Annotated in this window: 22 protein-coding genes and 2 tRNA genes; 8 read left to right on the forward strand and 16 right to left on the reverse strand. The window is 66.1% G+C overall.

The genetic code is table 11. From position 1 onward, the window contains the following. Nucleotides 1-25: 25 nt before the first annotated feature. From AB7U46_RS03845 to mbfA, 6 genes are read right to left on the reverse strand one after another with little or no spacing between them, the layout of a single operon-like run. Nucleotides 26-946, reverse strand: a complete 921-nt coding sequence (locus tag AB7U46_RS03845) for an ornithine cyclodeaminase family protein (RefSeq protein ID WP_428335613.1) — start codon at nt 944-946, stop codon at nt 26-28. Further along, nucleotides 943-1,560 carry an HAD family hydrolase gene (locus AB7U46_RS03850; RefSeq protein ID WP_428335614.1) on the reverse strand — a complete coding sequence of 206 codons (618 nt, stop codon included), beginning with the start codon at nt 1,558-1,560 and terminating at the stop codon, nt 943-945. The genes AB7U46_RS03845 and AB7U46_RS03850 overlap by 4 nt, the downstream gene beginning before the upstream one ends. Next, nucleotides 1,553-2,008, reverse strand: a complete 456-nt coding sequence (locus AB7U46_RS03855) for a YaiI/YqxD family protein (RefSeq protein ID WP_428335615.1) — start codon at nt 2,006-2,008, stop codon at nt 1,553-1,555. Before AB7U46_RS03855 ends, AB7U46_RS03850 begins: the two co-directional genes overlap by 8 nt. Beyond that, nucleotides 2,005-2,835 (reverse strand): S-formylglutathione hydrolase, encoded by an 831-nt coding sequence (gene fghA / locus AB7U46_RS03860; protein WP_428335616.1) that lies wholly within the window; start codon nt 2,833-2,835, stop codon nt 2,005-2,007. Before fghA ends, AB7U46_RS03855 begins: the two co-directional genes overlap by 4 nt. An 8-nt stretch (nt 2,836-2,843) precedes the next feature. Next, nucleotides 2,844-3,761, reverse strand: coding sequence for an AEC family transporter (locus AB7U46_RS03865; RefSeq protein ID WP_428335617.1), 918 nt, complete (start codon nt 3,759-3,761; stop codon nt 2,844-2,846). Nucleotides 3,762-3,806: 45 nt separating this feature from the next. Then, entirely contained in the window at nt 3,807-4,784 is a 978-nt protein-coding gene (gene mbfA, locus AB7U46_RS03870) for an iron exporter MbfA (protein ID WP_428335618.1), read from the reverse strand. A gap of 157 nt (nt 4,785-4,941) precedes the next feature. Here mbfA and AB7U46_RS03875 point away from each other — a divergent pair, with 157 nt between their 5' ends. Further along, complete coding sequence (locus AB7U46_RS03875; protein WP_428335619.1) at nt 4,942-5,100, forward strand: hypothetical protein; 159 nt, start codon at nt 4,942-4,944, stop codon at nt 5,098-5,100. Here the strand turns inward: AB7U46_RS03875 and AB7U46_RS03880 are convergent. Beyond that, entirely contained in the window at nt 5,082-6,002 is a 921-nt protein-coding gene (locus AB7U46_RS03880; RefSeq protein WP_428335620.1) for a rhodanese-related sulfurtransferase, read from the reverse strand. The genes AB7U46_RS03875 and AB7U46_RS03880 overlap by 19 nt on opposite strands. 94 nt (nt 6,003-6,096) lie before the next feature. On the opposite strand from AB7U46_RS03880, the gene pncA reads away from it, so the two are divergent. Then, nucleotides 6,097-6,705: a bifunctional nicotinamidase/pyrazinamidase gene (gene pncA, locus AB7U46_RS03885; protein ID WP_428335621.1), complete on the forward strand. Its 609-nt coding sequence runs from the start codon at nt 6,097-6,099 to the stop codon at nt 6,703-6,705. A gap of 14 nt (nt 6,706-6,719) precedes the next feature. Continuing rightward, entirely contained in the window at nt 6,720-8,012 is a 1,293-nt protein-coding gene (gene pncB, locus AB7U46_RS03890) for a nicotinate phosphoribosyltransferase (RefSeq protein ID WP_428335622.1), read from the forward strand. Between the two features lie 9 nt (nt 8,013-8,021). On the opposite strand, the gene AB7U46_RS03895 is transcribed toward pncB, so the two are convergent. The 5 genes from AB7U46_RS03895 to dapF form a co-directional block, all read right to left on the reverse strand. Further along, the gene (locus AB7U46_RS03895) at nt 8,022-9,491 is read right to left on the reverse strand and encodes an inorganic phosphate transporter (protein ID WP_428335623.1); all 1,470 of its coding nucleotides are present in this window, start codon (nt 9,489-9,491) and stop codon (nt 8,022-8,024) included. Between the two features lie 96 nt (nt 9,492-9,587). After that, nucleotides 9,588-10,031, reverse strand: coding sequence for an NUDIX hydrolase (locus AB7U46_RS03900; RefSeq protein WP_428335624.1), 444 nt, complete (start codon nt 10,029-10,031; stop codon nt 9,588-9,590). A gap of 24 nt (nt 10,032-10,055) precedes the next feature. After that, nucleotides 10,056-10,478 carry an alternative ribosome rescue aminoacyl-tRNA hydrolase ArfB gene (gene arfB, locus AB7U46_RS03905; protein ID WP_428335625.1) on the reverse strand — a complete coding sequence of 141 codons (423 nt, stop codon included), beginning with the start codon at nt 10,476-10,478 and terminating at the stop codon, nt 10,056-10,058. A gap of 87 nt (nt 10,479-10,565) precedes the next feature. Further along, nucleotides 10,566-11,825 (reverse strand): tRNA (N(6)-L-threonylcarbamoyladenosine(37)-C(2))-methylthiotransferase MtaB, encoded by a 1,260-nt coding sequence (mtaB, locus tag AB7U46_RS03910; protein WP_428335626.1) that lies wholly within the window; start codon nt 11,823-11,825, stop codon nt 10,566-10,568. Continuing rightward, nucleotides 11,822-12,661: a diaminopimelate epimerase gene (gene dapF, locus AB7U46_RS03915; protein ID WP_428335668.1), complete on the reverse strand. Its 840-nt coding sequence runs from the start codon at nt 12,659-12,661 to the stop codon at nt 11,822-11,824. Before dapF ends, mtaB begins: the two co-directional genes overlap by 4 nt. Nucleotides 12,662-12,769: 108 nt before the next feature. On the opposite strand from dapF, the gene AB7U46_RS03920 reads away from it, so the two are divergent. The 4 genes from AB7U46_RS03920 (at nt 12,770) to msrA (ending at nt 14,023) form a co-directional block, all read left to right on the forward strand. Next, nucleotides 12,770-12,845, forward strand: a tRNA-Lys gene (locus tag AB7U46_RS03920). A gap of 46 nt (nt 12,846-12,891) precedes the next feature. Then, a tRNA-Lys gene (locus AB7U46_RS03925) sits at nt 12,892-12,967 on the forward strand. Nucleotides 12,968-13,070: 103 nt separating this feature from the next. Then, the gene (gene msrB / locus AB7U46_RS03930; protein ID WP_428335627.1) at nt 13,071-13,523 is read left to right on the forward strand and encodes a peptide-methionine (R)-S-oxide reductase MsrB; all 453 of its coding nucleotides are present in this window, start codon (nt 13,071-13,073) and stop codon (nt 13,521-13,523) included. After that, on the forward strand, nt 13,520-14,023 hold the full coding sequence (msrA, locus tag AB7U46_RS03935) for a peptide-methionine (S)-S-oxide reductase MsrA (RefSeq protein ID WP_428335628.1): 504 nt from the start codon (nt 13,520-13,522) through the stop codon (nt 14,021-14,023). The genes msrB and msrA overlap by 4 nt, the downstream gene beginning before the upstream one ends. 30 nt (nt 14,024-14,053) lie before the next feature. On the opposite strand, the gene fliP is transcribed toward msrA, so the two are convergent. Genes fliP through fliF form a run of 4 tightly spaced genes read right to left on the reverse strand, consistent with a single transcriptional unit; the run spans nt 14,054 to nt 17,271 of the window. After that, nucleotides 14,054-14,758: a flagellar type III secretion system pore protein FliP gene (gene fliP, locus AB7U46_RS03940; RefSeq protein WP_428335629.1), complete on the reverse strand. Its 705-nt coding sequence runs from the start codon at nt 14,756-14,758 to the stop codon at nt 14,054-14,056. A gap of 41 nt (nt 14,759-14,799) precedes the next feature. Further along, nucleotides 14,800-15,084 (reverse strand): FliM/FliN family flagellar motor switch protein, encoded by a 285-nt coding sequence (locus AB7U46_RS03945; RefSeq protein WP_428335630.1) that lies wholly within the window; start codon nt 15,082-15,084, stop codon nt 14,800-14,802. Continuing rightward, a complete protein-coding gene (locus tag AB7U46_RS03950; protein WP_428335631.1) occupies nt 15,077-15,676 on the reverse strand; it encodes a flagellar biosynthesis protein in 600 nt (199 codons plus the stop codon). The genes AB7U46_RS03945 and AB7U46_RS03950 overlap by 8 nt, the downstream gene beginning before the upstream one ends. Beyond that, nucleotides 15,673-17,271 carry a flagellar basal-body MS-ring/collar protein FliF gene (gene fliF, locus AB7U46_RS03955; RefSeq protein ID WP_428335669.1) on the reverse strand — a complete coding sequence of 533 codons (1,599 nt, stop codon included), beginning with the start codon at nt 17,269-17,271 and terminating at the stop codon, nt 15,673-15,675. The genes AB7U46_RS03950 and fliF overlap by 4 nt, the downstream gene beginning before the upstream one ends. Nucleotides 17,272-17,405: 134 nt before the next feature. On the opposite strand from fliF, the gene AB7U46_RS03960 reads away from it, so the two are divergent. Further along, nucleotides 17,406-17,894, forward strand: coding sequence for a flagellar basal body-associated FliL family protein (locus tag AB7U46_RS03960; protein ID WP_428335632.1), 489 nt, complete (start codon nt 17,406-17,408; stop codon nt 17,892-17,894). The last annotated feature ends 7 nt before the right edge of the window (nt 17,895-17,901 follow it).

Raw genomic sequence — 17,901 nt, forward strand, 5'->3', positions numbered from 1 at the left:
TCATTCCACCGCAGTCAAAGGCGCCTCAGCCGCGCTTCTGGCGCCAGGTTTGAAGGATGTATTGCGCGCAGATCAGATCGAGATGCGCGCCGCCGCCGTTCTTGCACAGCGTGATTTCCTCGGGCGAGCTGCGGGTAAAAAGCCCCGCCTCGATATCGTAGAAATCGGCGACGATATCGGCCTCCGCCATCACCCCGCGCGCGATCGGATCGCGGAATTCGCCGATATGCTCGACCGTCGTCGCGCGGCTGTCGCAGAAGATCCGCGCACGGCGCAGCGCGGCGTCATCCGCTTCGCGCATGTCGGGGCGATAGGCGCCGATCAGATCGACATGGGTGCCGGGCGTCAGCCAGTCGCCGCGCAGATAGGGCGTGGTCGCCATCGTCGCGCAGGCGATGATCTCGGCCCGGCGCGCCGCGGTTTCGAGATCGTCGGCGACATGGGCGCCGGTGCGCGCGGCGAGCGCTTCGGCGGTGAGCCGCGTGCGGTTCCAGATCGTGAAACGCGCCTCGGGGAAGGCCGCGGAATAGGCCTCGATCATCGCGCCGGCGATATGACCTGCGCCGCAGATCAGAATCTCGCGCGCCTCGGGCCGGGCGAGGCGGCGCGCGGCGAGCAGGCTGTCGCCCGCCGTCTTCCATTTCGTCACCAGCGCAAAATCGACAAGCGCCTCGAGCAGACCGGTCTCGTCGTTGAGCAGATTGACCGTGCCGTTGACGAGCGCGCGCCCGGCTTCGGGATTTCCAGGAAAGACAGAAGCCGCCTTCACCGCGAGGCCGAGGCCCGAGATCCAGGCGGAGCGGGTGAGCAGCGTGTCCTTGCCGCGATAAAGGAATGTATCGGCAACCTCGGCGCGCGGCAGGCGATGGCCGGCCTCGAAGGCCTCGGTCAGCGTGATCCAGTCGAGATAGCGTTCCGCCTGCGGCCCGACGAGGTCGATGCTCATTGCGCTTCCCTTTCCGTCAGCAGCCCTTCGGCCACGAGGCGCGCAGCCCAGCCGCCCGGCCCCTCGAAGAGATGCGTCTTCCAACCCCGCATATGCGCGGTGGCGATATTGTCGGCGCGATCGTCGGTGAAGAGGAGCTGCGCGCCGGAAAGCCCGCTGTCCGCCTCGAGCATCTCGTAGATCTTCGGATCGGGCTTCGTCACGCCCATGTGGCCCGAGACATAGGGCCGGTCGAACGCGCGCAGAAACGGGTAGAAGCCGCAGGCGTAATCGAACGAGCCGATGCCGAAATTCGTCAGCGAAAACACCGGGATGCCCTTGGCGCGCAGGGCCTGCAGGAGCCGCACCGAGCGCGGGATCTCGGGCGCGGCCATCTTGATCCAGTCGTCGTGCCAAAGGCGGATCTTGTCCGCCCAGCGCGGATACTTCTCGGCCCAGTCGTAGATCGTTTCGCGAAACGGGCCGCCGCTGTCGATGATGTCGTTCATCGCGTGCAGATCGACCTCGGCGAACATCGCCTCGCGCTCGGCGCGCGGCATGATCGCGTCGTAATAGCGTTCGGGCTGCCATTCGATCAGCACATTGCCGATGTCGAAGATCACCGCCTCAACCATTCGCTTCCCTCATCGCCGCCTGCGCCGCCCGTTCGAGCGCCTGCATGAAATGCCCGCGGTCCGCCTTTGTAAAGGGCCGCCCCCCGCCCTGCCGGAACGGATCGGCCGAGCGCAGATCGGCCATCAGATCGCGCATCGCGAGGACATTGCCGATATTCGCCTCGGTCAGCGCCTCGCCATCGGGGCGCAGCACGCGCGCCCCCGCCGCAACGCATTTCGCGGCGAGCGGAATGTCGTTGGTGATGACGACATCGCCGCGCCCGGCGCGTTCGGCGATGTATTTGTCGGCCTCGTCCGGCCCCTGCGCGACATAGACCATCTCGACAAGCGGATTGCGCGAGGGGCGCAGCCCGCCGTTCGAGACATAGGCGATACGCAGCCGCAGCCGCGTCGCCACGCGCTCGGCCTCCTCCTTCACCGGGCAGGCATCGGCATCGACCCAGATCACTGCCAGAGCGCCTCGGCGTGGAAGGCAACGTGATCGGCGATGAAGGTCGAGACGAAGAAATAGCTGTGATCATAGCCCGCCTGCATGCGGAAGAGCCCGGGCTGGCGGCGCGCGGCCATCGCCTGCGCCAGCGCCTCGGGGCGCAGCAGATCGAGGAACTGATCCGAGGCGCCCTGATCGACCAGAACCTCGCCGTCGAAGCCACGCTCGCGCATCAGATGCGTCGCGTCATGGGCGAGCCATGTGCTTTCGTCCGCGCCGAGATAGGCGCCAAGCTGCTTGCGGCCCCAGTCGCTCGCCGTGGGCTGCGCGATCGGCGCGAAGGCGGAGACGGAGCGGAACCGCCCCGGCAGGCTCATCGCGAGGGTCAGCGCGCCATGCCCGCCCATCGAATGGCCGGTGATCGCCTGCCGCTCCTCGTCGATCTCGAAGCTCGCGGTGATGATCCGCGGCAGCTCCTCGGCGACATAGTCCCACATCTGGAAATGCTCGGCCCAGGGCGCCTCGGTCGCGTTGACGTAGAACCCCGCGCCCTGGCCGAGATCATAGGCGTCGTCATTCGGCACGCCCTCGCCGCGCGGCGAAGTGTCGGGGAAGACGAGCGCGACGCCATGCTCGGCGGCGTAGCGCTGCGCGCCGGCCTTCACCATCGCGTTCTCATGCGTGCAGGTCAGCCCCGAGAGATACCAGAGCACCGGCACCGGCCGATCCTCGGCCTCGGCGGGCAGGAAGAGGCCGAAGGTCATCTCGGTGCCGGTCGCCTCGGAAGCATGGGCATAGACGCCCTGCATCCCGCCGAAGCACTTGTTTTCGGAAATCGTGCGCATGGGAACTCCTATCGCGTGACCCAGGCGATGACGCCGGGAATGGTGAGGATGCTGAAAGCGGTCGAGATCAGGATCGCGGTCGAGACCCGCTGCGGGGCGACGGCGAAATGGGTGGCGAGGATATAGACATTGCCGGCGACGGGCAGCGCGGCGGCGGCGATCATCACGCCCGCGGCGAAGGGCTCGACCGGGAAGAGCACGAGCGCGCAAAGCGCGACCGCCGCCGGATGCAGGAAGAGCTTGGCCGCGGAAAGCCAGAGCGCGGGGCCGACCCGCTCGGCCGATTTTCCGGCAAGCGAGGCGCCGATCGCGAAAAGGGCGCCCGGCGTGGCAGCGGCGCCAAGCAGCGTGACGAATTCGGAGAGCGGCGCGGGCATCGGCAGATGCAGCCCCGCCCAGGCGAGACCGGCCAGCATCGAGACGATCATCGGATTGCGCACGAGGCCCAGCGCCAGCGGCACGAGGGCGATGCGCCCGTGCCGTGCCGCGGTGATGACCATCGTGATCAGCGAGGAAAACACGATCATGTCGGCGGCCAGCACCATCAGCACCGGCCCCGCCGCCTTCGGCCCGAGCAGCACGACGAGCATCGGCACGCCAAGAAACCCGGTGTTGCCGGTCATCGCGGTATGCGCCTCCATCGCGGCCTCGGCGAGCGGGCGGCTTTGCATCCGCGCCACGGCAAAGCCGATCAGCCAGACCGCCCCCGATCCGGTGAGATAGGCGGCGAAGAAGGCGGGATCGAAAAGCTCCTCGATCGGCAGCGTCGCGGTGAAGCGGAAGAGCATCGCCGAAAGCACGAAGTAGAAGACGAATTTCGTCAGCCAGGCGGTGGCTTCCGGCGGGAAAAACCGGATCCGGCCGGCGAACCAGCCAAGCCCGATCAGGCCGAAGAACGGAAGCGTCTTGAGAAAAATCGCCAGCATGGCACAGGGCTAGCATGCGCGCCTGCGCCGCACCAGTGCGGGGCGTCAGCCGCCCCCGATCAGCGCCCCCGCGGCAAAGACCAGAGCGCCGCCGATCACCACCTGCACCACGGCGCGCAGGATCGGCGTTTCCATGTATTTGTTCTGGATCCAGGCGATCACCCAGAGCTCGACGAAGACGACCATCATCGCCACCGTCGTCGCCGTCCAGAACTCGGGGATGAAATAGGGCAGCGCATGGCCAAGACCGCCCAGCGCCGTCATCACGCCCGAGGCGAGGCCGCGCTTGATCGGCGAGCCGCGGCCAGAGATGACGCCGTCGTCATGCGCCGCCTCGGTGAAGCCCATCGAGATGCCCGCACCGGTCGCGGCGGCAAGGCCGACGAGCAACGTGGTATGCGAGTTCTGCGTGGCGAAGGCGGTGGCGAAGATCGGCGCGAGCGTCGAGACAGAACCATCCATCAGCCCGGCGAGCCCCGGCTGCACCCAGGTCAGGATGAACTGGCGATAGGCGGCGCGGTCTTCCTCCTCCTTCACATCCTCGGGCAGGTTTTCCTTCGTCAGCGCCTCGGCCTTCTTCTCATGGCCCATCTCGGCCGCGGCGAGATCGCCGAGCAGCTTGCGCGTCGCCGCATCCGCGGTGCGTTGCGCCGCGAGCGTGTAGAAGTTGTGCGATTCGCGCTCCATCGCCTCCGCCTCGCCGCGCATCGCGTCGAGCGAGAGGTTCTTCGCCAGCCAGACCGGCTTGCGCGCGTAGAAGCCCGCGACATGTTCGCGCCGGATCAGCGGGATCACCTCGCCGAAGCGCGCGCGATGGCGGTCGATCAGCATCTGGCGGTGGTGGTCTTCCTCCGCGGCCATGCCCTCGAAGATCGCGGCAGAGCCGGGGTAATCCTTGCGCAGGTATTCCGCATAGGTGCGGTAGATCCGCGCGTCGTCCTCTTCCGAGGAGATCGCGAGGGCCAGAACCTCCTGCTCGGAAAGCTCCGAGAAACGGCGGCGAGAGGCGAAACCGGGGATCATGACACGTCCTCTTTTAGAATATTTCTAAGTTATCAGGCCATGCAGTACATGCAAGCCGGGTTTTCTGAACTGACGAGTTCAGTTTCTCTTGAAAAACTGAACGACTCGGTTCATATGACGAGAAGTGAACGAAACGGTTCAATATCGGAGCCTGACCATGAAACGCATCGCCCTGAGCCTCGCCCTTGTCACGCTGACCTCCATGCCGGTTCTGGCCGGCGGCTTCTCCGCCGACATTCCGCGCCTCGACTTCCCGAGCCAAGAGGCGCAAGTGACGCAGCTGTGCAGCCTGGCCACTCAGTCCTGCGGCAAGTGAGGCGCGCCCAGATGCGTCGCGCCGCGCTCAGCGGCCAGACGCATCTGCCGCTCGCGCTCGCGGAACCGCGCGCGATCGGCGTCGGAATACTCTCCGAGACAGCGGTGACAGCTGACCCCGGGCTCGAATTCCGGGTGCAGCTTGTCCGCCGCTGACAGCGGCCGCCGACAGGCGTGACAGCTGTCGTAATCGCCCTGCACCAGCCCGTGGCGCAGGCTCACGCGCCCGTCGAAAACGAAACAGTCGCCCTGCCAGAGGCTTTCCGCCTCGGGCACCTCCTCAAGGTATTTCAGGATCCCGCCGCGAAGGTGAAAGACCTCCTCGACGCCCTGCGAGAGCAGGTAATTCGTCGATTTCTCGCAGCGGATGCCGCCGGTGCAAAACATCGCGACCCGCTTGTTGTGAAAGCGCCCGGCGTTTTCTTTCCACCATTCCGGGAATTCCCGAAAACTACGTGTTTTCGGTTCGATGGCCCCCTCGAACGTGCCGATCTCGACCTCGTAATCGTTGCGTGTGTCGATCACCACGACGTCGGGGGCCGAAATCAGCGCGTTCCATTCGGCGGGTTCGACGTAATGGCCGACCGCCGCGCACGGATCGACGTCGGGTTCCCCCATCGTCACGATCTCGCGTTTCAGCCGCACCTTCATCCGGCCGAAGGGCATCTCCTCGGCCGCGCTTTCCTTCCAGATCAGACCGGCACATCCCGGCAGCGCGCGGATATGCGCGAGCACCGCATCAATGCCGGCGCGCGGGCCGGCGATGGTGCCGTTGATCCCCTCGCGCGCGAGCAGGAGCGAGCCCTTCACCCCCTGCGAACAGGCAAGTTTCGCCAGCGGCGCCTTCAGCGCGGCGGGATCTTCGAAGCGGGTGAAATGATAGAGCGCGGCGACGGTGAACATGGATTTCCTCTAATCCGCCAGCCCCCCGCGCCGCAAGCGCGATTGACCCCGCCGCCCCCGCGCCCTACCCATTGTGACAACAAGGGGGTGCGCCATGACCGAAGTCACCGAAGCGCTGATCGTGATCGACGTGCAGAACGATTTCTGCCCCGGCGGGGCGCTCGCCGTCGCCGGCGGGGATGAGATCATTCCGCGCATCAACGCGCTGATGCAGGAGATCCCGGTCACCGTTCTGACCCAGGACTGGCACCCCGAGGACCATTCCTCCTTTGCCTCCAACCACCCCAGCGCCGAGCCGTTTTCGGTGATCGAGATGCCCTACGGGCCGCAGACGCTCTGGCCCGCGCATTGCGTGCAGGGCAATGCGGGGGCCGCCTTTCATCCCGCGCTCACGCTCGACCCGGCCGACATGATCCTGCGCAAGGGGTTTCGCGCCGCGATCGACAGCTATTCCGCGTTTTACGAAAACGATCATGTCACCCCCACCGGCCTTGCCGGTTATCTGCGGGAGCGCGGCGTGACCGATCTCACCTTCACCGGGCTCGCGCTCGATTTCTGCGTCGCCTGGTCGGCGATCGACGCGGCGAAGCTTGGCTTCACCGTGCGCGTGCTCGAGGGGGCCTGCCGCGCGATTGACCTGAACGGATCGCTCGAGGCCGCGCGCAAGGCGATGGTCGCGGCCGGCGTGACCCTCGCGAAATGAGCTGGAGCCCGGAAATGGTCGATATCGCCACCCGCGTCTATAACCACAAATGGGCGATCGACCCGATCGTGCGCTCGCTGATCGACACCGATTTCTACAAGCTGCTGATGTGTCAGTCGGTGTTCCGCAACAAGCCCGACACGGTGGTGAAATTCAGCCTGATCAACCGCTCGAAGTCGATCCGCCTCGCCGATCTGATCGACGAGGGCGAGCTGCGCGAACAGCTCGACTATGCCCGGGGGCTGCGACTCACCCGCGGCGAAAGCACCTGGCTGCGCGGCAATACCTTCTATGGTAAGCGGCAGATGTTCCGCCCGGACTTCATGGAATGGTTCGAGAATTTCAGCCTGCCGCCCTATCACCTCGAAAAGCACGACGGCCAGTATGAGCTGACCTTCGAGGGGCAATGGCCCGAGGTCATGCTCTGGGAGATCCCGGCGCTGGCGATCCTGATGGAGCTGCGCTCGCGCGCGGTGCTGCGCGCCATGCGCCGCTTCGAGCTGCAGGTGCTCTACGCCCGCGCGATGACGCGGGTCTGGGAAAAGATCGAGCGCCTGCAAAAGATCGAGGGGCTCAAGATCGCCGATTTCGGCACGCGCCGCCGCCATGGCTTCCTGTGGCAGGACTGGTGCGTGCAGGCGATGGTCGAGGGGCTTGGGAGCGCCTTCACCGGCACCTCGAATTGCCTGATCGCGATGCGGCGTGACCTTGAGGCGGTGGGCACCAATGCGCATGAGCTGCCGATGGTCTATGCCGCGCTGGCCCCGGACGAGGCCGCGCTGCGCCAGGCGCCCTATCGCGTGCTCGAGGACTGGCAGGAGGAGCATGAGGGCAATCTGCGCATCATCCTGCCCGACACCTATGGCACAAAGGGGTTCCTCGACCGCGCGCCCGACTGGCTTGCCGGCTGGACCGGGATCCGCATCGATTCCGGCGATCCGGTCGAGAGCACCGAGACCGCGATCGCCTGGTGGAAGGCGCATGGCGAAGACCCGCGCGAGAAGCTGGTGATCTTCTCCGACGGGCTCGATGTCGAGGAGATCGAGCGGCTGCACGCGCATTTCGCAGGGCGCGTGAAGGTCAGCTTCGGCTGGGGCACGCTGCTGACAAACGATTTCCGTGGCCTCGTGCCGGGTGACGCGCTTGCGCCCTTCAGCCTTGTCTGCAAGGCGGTCTCGGCCGATGGCCGCCCGACGGTGAAGCTTTCGGACAACCCCGAAAAGGCGACCGGCCCGGCGGAGGAAATCGCGCGCTACAAGCGCATCTTCGGTGTCGGCGCGCAGGAGGCGCGTGAGGTAATCGTCTGAGGCCAGGCCTCAGGCGAGCATGTTCATCAGCATGTAAAGCAGCGCCGAAAGAGCCGCCGAGGCCGGCACGGTGATGACCCAGGCCGCCGCCACGGTGAGCATATGCGAGCGGCGCACGAGCAGGCGGCGCGAACGTTCCTCGGGCGGCACCGGCTTGCCCTTTTGCAGGCCGAGGCGCCGCGCGCGGCGTTCCGCATGCCATTCGCGGTAGAAGCCGACGCCGAAGATCGCGCCCACCGCGATATGCGTCGAGCTCACCGGCAGGCCAAGCCACGACGCCACGATCACCGTGATCGCCGCCGACAGCGCGACGCAGAAAGCGCGCATCGGGTTGAGCTTGGTGATTTCCGAGCCGACGAGGCGGATCAGCCGCGGACCGAAGAGGCTCAGCCCGACGGAGATGCCCAGCGCACCGACGACCATCACCCAGAGCGGGATCGTGACATTGTCGGAGAGCGAGCCGAACTCGACCGCATGCACGATCGCGGCAAGCGGGCCGACCGCGTTCGCCACGTCATTCGCCCCATGGGCAAAGGAGAGCAGCGCCGCCGAAACGACGAGCGGCAGCGCGAAGAGTTTCTTGAGCGATTTCTTGCGGTTCTCCATCCCCTCGGATTGCCGCCGCACCATCGGCACCGAAAGCGCCCAGCTCAGGAAACCGGTGGCGAGGCCGATCAGCACCGCCTCGCCAAGGCCGATTTCGACGATCTTCTTGAGCCCCTTGATCGCGAGATAGGCGGCGAAAGTGCCCGCCATGATCCCGATCAGCACCGGCACCCAGCGCCGCGCCGCCGCGATCTTGTCCTCGACATAGATGATCTGCGCCTTGATGAAGGCGAGGAAGGCCGCCGCGACCACGCCGCCAAGGATAGGGGAGATCACCCAGCTCGCGGCGATCGCGCCGATCGCCTCCCATTTCACCGAGCCGAAGCCGGCGGCGACGATGCCGGCACCGACCACGCCGCCGACGATCGAATGCGTGGTCGAGACCGGCGCGCCCAGCCAGGTCGCCAGATGCAGCCAAAGCGCGGCGGCAAGCAGCGCCGCCATCATCGCCCAGATGAAATGCGCGGCGTCGGGCACAGCCTCCGGCGCGAGGATGCCGGTCGAGACGGTCTTGACCACGTCCCCCCCGGCGACGAGCGCGCCCGCCGTCTCGAACACGGCGGCGATCACCAGCGCCCCGCCGAGCGTGAGCGCATTCGCCCCCACCGCCGGGCCCATGTTGTTGGCGACGTCGTTCGCGCCGATGTTCAGCGCCATATAGGCGCCGATCACCGCCGCCGCGACGACGATCAGATGCCCGGCCTGCGCCCCCATCAGGATTCCCGCGGCAAGCCCCGCGAGCACGATGAAGGCCAGCGCCAGCCCCGGCGCGACCAGCGGCCGGGCGACGAATTGCGTCGCCTCCTCGAGCAGACCGATGCGCTTGAGATCCTTGTCCAGCGTCTTCCACTGGTTCACCGGCGGCGTCGCCATATCCACCCCTCGCCCGACCGTCACATAACTGTCAGGACTCTGTCACATTCCGCGGCGGGGTAGCCGGTTTGGCCCTGCCGATCAACGGCGGAATCGTCACAGGGCGCGGATAATCTCGCGCAGCCCGGGCTCGGAGACCCTTTGCGCCGCTTCCTCCGGGTGCAGCCAGAGCCGCTCGCGCCGCCCCGCCTCGGGGTAGCGCTCGGCGGTGCTTTCGGTCTCGATCGCGAAGACGCGCACCTCGCAGCGCAGCGCCAGTCCGCCGTCGCGCTGCTTTTCATAGGAGAAACTGCCAAGCGGTTCGTGCCGGACGTGACCGCGGATCCCGGCCTCTTCCCAAGCCTCCTGCGCCGCCGCCCCGGCCAGCGAGCGGCCGCGCATCGGCCAGCCCTTCGGAATGATCAGCCGCCCGGTGTCGAGCGAGGAGATCAGCAGAACCTCCGCCCGCCCCTTGCGCTTGCGCAGGCAGAGCGCGCCGACCTGCAGGTGGTTCGGGCGACGGCCGAGCAGGCCGGAGACGATCTCGCGCCAACGGATCATCGGGCGGTCTCTCCCCTGCCGCGCTCAGTCCTCGTCATCCACCCTGCCCCGCAATGCCTTCACCTCGCCGCGCACCGTTTTCGCCTTGAGCCGCCGCCGCTGCGAGCCGAGCGTCGGCTTCGTCGCCACCCGCCGCTTCGGCGCGACGAGCGCAGCGCGGATCATCTCCACCAGACGCTCCCGCGCCAAGTCACGATTGCGCAACTGACTGCGCGTTTCCTCGGCGCGGATCACGATCGCGCCGTCGGTCGTCCATTTCCGCCCCGCGATCCGCTTCAGCCGCGCCTTCACCGCCGGCGTCAGATGCGGCGAGCGCTCCGCCTCGAAACGCAGCTCGACCGCGGTCGAGACCTTGTTGACGTTCTGCCCCCCCGGCCCCTGCGAGCGGGTGAAGCTTTCGGAAAGCTCCCAGTCGGCGATTGTCAGAGTGTCGTTGATCCACAGCATGGGCGGAGCCTAACGCGCGGCGCGGCGAAGAAAAGCCCCCGCCCGTTCATCTTGCCGGAAATACCTCGGCGACGGCCCGAGCCTCGCTCAGGCCAGCAACCGCGTGCCGTCATGGCCGGTGATGCGCACCGTCATCAGCGTGCCCTCGGGCATGTCACGGTCGAAGGCCACCTCGGTGAAGAATTCGGTGCGCCCGGCGCGCGCGCCCTCGGTCAGGATCAGGCGCTCCTGCCCGACCTCGGCACTCAGATGGCGTTCGAGCGCCTCCTGCCCCTTTGCCCGCAGACGTGCCGCGCGTTCCTTGATGACCGCGCCATGCACCCGCGGCATCCGCGCCGCCGGCGTGCCCTTGCGCGCCGAGAAGGGGAAGACATGGAGGAAGGTCAGCCCGCAGTCGTCGACGAGGCGGAGCGAATTCTCGAACATCGCCTCGGTCTCGGTCGGGAAACCGGCGATGATGTCGGCGCCGAAGAGGATGCCCGGGCGCAGCCGGCGCGCCTCCTCGCAGAAGCGGATCGCGTCGTCGCGCAGATGACGGCGTTTCATCCGCTTCAGGATCATGTCGTCGCCCGCCTGCAGGCTCAGATGCAGATGTGGCATCAGCCGCGACTCCGTCGCGATCGCGAGCATCAGGTTCTCGTCCGCCTCGATGCTGTCGATCGAGGAGATCCGCAGCCGCGGCAGATCGGGCACCAGCCGCAGGATCCGCATCACCAGATCGCCAAGCCGCGGCGCGCCGGGCAGATCCGCGCCCCAGGAGGTGAGGTCGACCCCGGTCAGCACCACCTCGTTGAAGCCGCGATCGACGAGGCGCTTGATCTGCTCGACCACCACCCCCGCCGGAACCGAGCGCGAATTGCCGCGGCCGAAGGGGATGATGCAGAAGGTGCAGCGGTGATCGCAGCCGTTCTGCACCTGCACATAGGCACGATGCCGGCCGAACCCGTCGATCAGATGGCCGGCGGTCTCGCGCACCGACATGATGTCGTCGACCATCACCCGCTCGGTCTCGCCGATGAAATCAGGGCCCTGCGGCGTAAGCGCGGCCCAGGTTTCCGCCTGCATCTTCTCGTGATTGCCGATGACCTTCGTCACCTCGGGCATCCCGGCGAAGGTCTCGGGCTCGGTCTGCGCGGCACAGCCCGTCACGATCACCGGCGCGCCCGGGTTCTCGCGCGCAAGGCGGCGGATCTCCTGCTTCGCCTTGCGCACCGCCTCGGCGGTCACCGCGCAGGTGTTCACCACGACAGCCCCCGACAGCCCCGCCTGTTCGGCGAGTTCCTTCATCGCCTCCGTCTCATAGGCGTTGAGACGGCAGCCGAGGGTGGAGAAGACCGGCGGTTTCATAGCCCGGCCAGAAACTCGGGCGAGAGCCGCCCCTCGAAGACGAGCGCAGTCGGCCCGGTCATCCAGACCCCGTCCTCGCGCCAGTCGATCTCGAGCCGCCCGCCGTCGACATCGACGATGACATGGCGCCCGGTGATTCCCTTGAGATGCGCGGCGACCGCGGTGGCGCAGGTGCCCGACCCGCAGGCGAGGGTGATTCCCGCGCCGCGTTCCCAGACCCGCATCCGCAGATGGTCGGGCCCGAGGATCGAGGCGAATTCGACATTGGTGCGCTCGGGGAAATGCGGATCGCGTTCGATCTGCGCGCCAAGCCCGGCGACATCGACCGCCTCGGCATTCTCGACGAAATAGACGCAATGCGGATTGCCCATACCGATGGCGACCGGGCTCCCCTCGAGCGGCAGCGCCATCGGATCGGCGTTGACCGGGATCTGATCGCGCTCGAGCAGCGGCGCCCCCATGTTCACCGAAACGAGCCCATCCGCACGCCGCCGCGCGACCAGCTCGCCGCGTTCGGTCACCAGCCGCAGCGAATCGCGGCCAAGCTGATGCATCATCCAGTCGCTCACGCAGCGCGTGGCATTGCCGCAGGCCCCCGCCTTCGATCCATCGGAATTCCAGAATTCCAGCGTGAAATCGGCCTTGTCCGAAGGCCGGATCACCGCGAGCTGATCGAAGCCGACGCCGTGATGCCGGTCGCCCAGCGCGCGCGCGAGTGCCGGCGTGACCGGGTCGTCGCCCGCGCGGGCGTCGATCACCACGAAATCGTTACCGAGGCCATGCATCTTCAGGAAAGGCAGGCCGGAGAGGTCTTGGGAGGGGCGCGTATCCATCATGGCGGCGATATACGCGCCCGCCGGGGTTTTTTCCAGCGCCGTGACGTTTTTCATCACTTGCCACTTGACCCCCTGTATGGTGCTTTGTAGAGACGCGCCCTGTGAAGTGGGCCGTTAGCTCAGTTGGTAGAGCAACTGACTTTTAATCAGTGGGTCGCAGGTTCGAATCCTGCACGGCTCACCACTTGACCCCGATCGCTTCGGGGGATATCGAAGCGAAACGAAATGGCGGGCCGTTAGCTCAGTTGGTAGAGCAGCTGACTCTTAATCAGCGGGTCATAGGTTCGAATCCTATACGGCTCACCACCATTTCCCTTCAGGATCAAGGTCTTCCGGTGCCGCCTCGCGCGGCCCTTGGACTTTCCTGCGCGCCGCCCCATCTGTCGGGGGACAGCGATGGGAGCATCCGATGAGCAAGACCTATGCCAAAACACCCGAAGCCCTGGCGCGGCTGACGCCGGAGCAGTTCCGGGTGACGCAACAAAGCGGGACCGAGCGCCCCTTCACCGGCGAATATTGCAGCACCGACGAACCCGGGATCTATGTCGACGTCGTCTCGGGCGAGCCGCTCTTCGCCTCGCAGGACAAGTTCGAAAGCCATTGCGGCTGGCCCTCATTCACCCGGCCGATCGAGGCGGCGCATGTCACCGCGCTGCGCGATTCGAGCCACGGCATGGAGCGGGTCGAGGTGCGTTCGAAGCACGGCGACAGTCATCTTGGCCATGTCTTCCCCGATGGGCCGCAGGATCGTGGCGGGCTGCGCTACTGCATCAACTCGGCCAGCCTGCGATTCATCCCGCGCGCGCGGATGGTCGAGGAAGGCTATGGCGACTACCTGGACATGGTGGAGGACGAGGCATGAGTGAGACGGCGATTCTTGCGGGGGGCTGCTTCTGGGGCATGCAGGATCTGATCCGCAAGCTGCCCGGCGTGGTCTCGACCCGCGTCGGTTATACCGGCGGCGACGTGCCGAACGCGACCTATCGCAACCACGGCACTCATGCCGAGGCGATCGAGATCACCTTCGACCCGGAGCGCATCAGCTATCGCCGGCTGCTCGAGTTCTTCTTCCAGATCCACGACCCGACGACGCCGAACCGGCAGGGCAACGACCTTGGCCCCTCCTATCGGTCGGGGATCTATACGCGCGACGCGGAACAGCAACGCATTGCACTCGACACGATCGCGGATGTCGATGCCTCCGGCCTCTGGCCCGGCAAGGTGGTGACCGAGGTGGAGCCGGCGGGCCCCTTCTGGGAGGCAGAACCCGAACATCAGGACTACCTCCAGCGTTTTCCGAATGGCTATACCTGCCACCGGATCCGACCCGGCTGGGTCTTGCCGAAACGCGCGGCGGAGTGAGGCACGGCGCCCTGCGGGGCGCCGTTTCGTTCAGAAATAACTTCGGACCAGCGCGCCGGAGACCAGCACCCAGCCATTCGCCACGACGAAGAAGGCGAGTTTGAACGGCAGCGCCACCACGGCCGGCGGCACCATCATCATGCCCATCGACATCAGGATCGCCGAGACGACGAGGTCGATGATCAGGAAGGGCAGGAAGACGAGGAAGCCGATCTCGAAGGCGCGGGTGATCTCCGAGAGCATGAAGGAGGGCACCAGCATCGAGAGCGGCGCCTTGGCGAGTTCGCCCACATAGGCCTTGCCGTCGCGCAACGCCGAGAGCTGGCTGAAAGTGTCAGGATCGACGCGCCCCGCCATGAAGATGCGGAACGGTTCGATCCCGCGCTCGAAGGCGGTCTGCATGTCGATCGTGCCCTGCATCAGCGGCTCGATCCCGGTCTTCCAGCTTTCAGTGAAGGTCGGCTCCATGATGAACCAGGTCAGGAACAGCGACAGGCTGACGATCAGCATGTTGGGCGGCGACTGCTGCAACCCCATCGCCTGACGCAGGATCGAGAGCACGGTGACGATGAAGGGGAAGCAGGTGATCATGATCGCCAGCCCCGGCGCGATGCTGAGCAGGGTAATCCCCGCAATCAGCAGCATCGAGCGCCCGGCAAGGCTTTCGTTGCCACCGAGGTTCAGCGTGATCTCCTGTGCCCCGGCCGGCATCGCGCAGAGCAGGACACCAGCCATTAACGTTAACGCCAGCCAGGGGCGGGCCGCGGGACGCATGGTCAGAGCCCGTTCTGCAGGTCGATGACCTCGGTGAGACGCACGGCGAGCTGACCGTTCGGATCGCCCTCCATCTCGGTGAGTTCGCCGCGCGCGATCAGCTTGTCGCCGACATAGAGCTCGACCGGATCCTCGACCCGCCGGTCGAGCGGCAGGATCGAGTCGCGTTTCATCCGCAGCAGGTCACGCACCAGCGGGCGCGCCTTTCCCACCGAGATCGTGATCTCGATCGGCACCTGCGAGAAGGGATTGCTGGCCTGGCTGTCGAGGCGGGTGGCGTCATCCATGCTCTTGCTCCTGCTGATTGGCGCGGAAATAGGTGTTGATCGCTTCGGTGATCAGCGCGATCACCCCATCGAGATCGATCCGCGTCTCGGTCTCGGCAAATTTCAGATAGACCTGCCCCTCGCCGAGCGATGCTTCCTCGGCGAAGACGAGGGGCAACGACGAGCGATCCGCGAGCACGTCGCGAATCTGGGGCAGGCTGTCGGGATTGGCGACGATCGTGATCGGCGCCGAGGTCAGCGATTCGGCGAGCGGCGTCAGCTGCTCTGCCACGATCTGGCCGAGCGTCTGCCGCGCGATCGCCGGCAACACCTTTGCCGCCATGTCGACGAGCAGCGGGCGAAGCGCTTCGAGCAGATGCTGACGCGCCTCGTGATAGGTGAAGGAAAGCTCCTGCAGGTTCTGACCGAGATCGGACCGAAAGCGTGCCGCCTCGACATCCTGCGCCTCGACCGCATCGTCCCAGCCGGCCGAATAGCCTTTCTCGAAGGCCGCAAGGCGCGCCTCCTCGAAATCGCTCGGAGCCAGGGCGATCTCTTCCACGGGCATCGGGCCCGTCTCGAAGGATTCGAGCTGGATCTGCCGCTTCGTCACGCCCGTTCCTCCGCCTCACCCATCCAGTTGCGCAGGATCTCGACGCTCTCGGCCTGACGCTCCTCGATCAGCTTGCGCAGCCGGGAGACCGGGTCTGCATCCCCCTCCTCTTCGCCGAATGCGCTGCTCATCATCGGCATCTGGAGGTTCCCCATGTCGAAATCGGAGACCAGCGCCATGCTCTCGGGCGCCATGTCGTCATCGGCGATCTCGCCGGTGAGGGCCGCCGTGTCGGCGTCGGGCGCCGGCAATTCCGCCATGGCCCCGGCCCCGCGCTGCATCAGGATCGGCCGCATCACGAAAAGGCCGAGAATCAGCGCGACCACCGCCAAGAGGGCGATCTTGATCAGCTGCATCACGTCGAGCACCGTGCCGCCAAGCATGCCAGCGCTCGCCACCGTCCCGACCTCCGCCATCGGCTCGAAGGCCATCGAGCGCAGGGTGATGACATCCCCCCGATCCGCGTCGAAACCAACCGCCGATGCGACGAGCTCCTTGAGCGAGGCAAGCTCCTCCTCCGAGCGTGGCACCGTGGTCGTATTGCCGCTCGCATCCTTGCCCTCGACGCCATCGACCAGAACGGCGACCGTCAACCGCTTGATATCGCCAGGATTTCGAACCACCTCGCGGGTCGTCTCCGAGACATCGTAATTCGTGCGCTCCCGCGTTTGCGCAGACTGGCTCTGCGACTTTCCGCCATTCGCGGCATTGCCGTCGGGCAAATTCGAGGCGACGCTCACCGCAGCGGGCTTGGTATCGTCGGACTTGTTCGAATTTTCCTCGGTATCGGTGGAAATCGCGACCCGGCTGTCGGGCTCGATCTTGCGTTCGGTGATCGATTCGCGCTGGGTCACCGGCGTCACCGCGACCTCGACCACCGCATTGCCATAGCCCACCCGCGCCTCGAGCAACCGCTCGACATTCTTGCGCAACTCCTCCGCCCGGTCCTGCGCCGCGGGGGTGATCGCATCGTCGCCGGTCGAGATCAGCCCCGCCGAACTGTCAATCACCGAGACGTCGTCGGGCGACATCCCCGCCACTGCGGAAGCAACCAGATATTTCAACGCTTTCGCGTGAGTCGGCGAAAGCCCCCCCGCATTGGTCGTGACCGTCACCGAAGCCGTTGGATGGTTCTCCTGACGAAACGACTGCCCGCTTGGAACTGCGATATGCACGCGCGCCGAGCGGATCATCGGGTTGGATACGATCGTTCGCGCCAACTCCCCTTCCTTCGCACGCCAATAGGCGGCGTCGAACATCTGCGAGGTCGTCCCGAAGCCCGAAAGCGAATCGAGCAGCTCATACCCCGCACCACCGGTCGCCGGCAGCCCTTCCGCCGCAAGCGCCATGCGCAATTCGTCGCGTTTCGTGGCATCGACATAGATCGAATCGCCCCGAACCTCGTAACGCACCGCGCGCTGGTCCAGCGCCGTGATGATGTCACCCGCCTGCGCCCCCTCGAGCCCGGCGTAAAGCAGCGCCATGTCCGGCCGCGTCGCAGCACCCGACAAGGCCAATACAGCTGCAAACATGAGAGCGGTGGCCCCCGCAACGATGATTCGGCGTCGCGTATCCAGTGCCTGCCAGACGGCCATGAGTTGTTGCAAGACGCACCTCCAGTGAGCGGACTTCTGCCCCGTCGTCTCCCCGACTTTCCCCGATCGCCCTTAACAATCGGTTAGTGGGTCCGGGGTTATAGCTGACTCGAACGAAGAAATCGGGGACGATCATGGCCCAGTTGGAAGCGGAAGCCGAAGCGCCTCCCAGCAAGAAGTCGAAACTGCCGATGTTGATCGGGCTGGTGCTGATGCTGCTTGCCGGCGGCGGCAGTTTCTTTGCGGTATACAAGGGGTTGATCCTCGCGCCCCCGGCGACGGACATGCCGCCCGCCGATGGTGCACATGTGCCCGAGGCGCTGCCCGAGATCGCCTTCGTGCCGCTCGATCCGATGGTGATCTCGCTCACGGACAGCGGCGCGCGACACCTGCGGTTCTCCGCGCAGCTCGAGGTCACGAAAGCCTATGAAGCCGATGTGGAACTGCTCAAACCGCGGGTGATGGACGTTCTCAACGGGTATCTCCGCGCCGTCGACACAGCCGAACTCGCGGATCCCTCCGCGATGATCCGCCTGCGGGCACAGATGCTGCGGCGGATCCAGATCGTTACCGGGGAGGGACGCGTGCGCGACCTTCTCATCATCGAATTCGTCCTGAACTGAGGAGCGT

The sequence above is a fragment of the Paenirhodobacter sp. genome (genome assembly GCF_050177655.1).
Taxonomy (GTDB): domain Bacteria; phylum Pseudomonadota; class Alphaproteobacteria; order Rhodobacterales; family Rhodobacteraceae; genus Rhodobacter.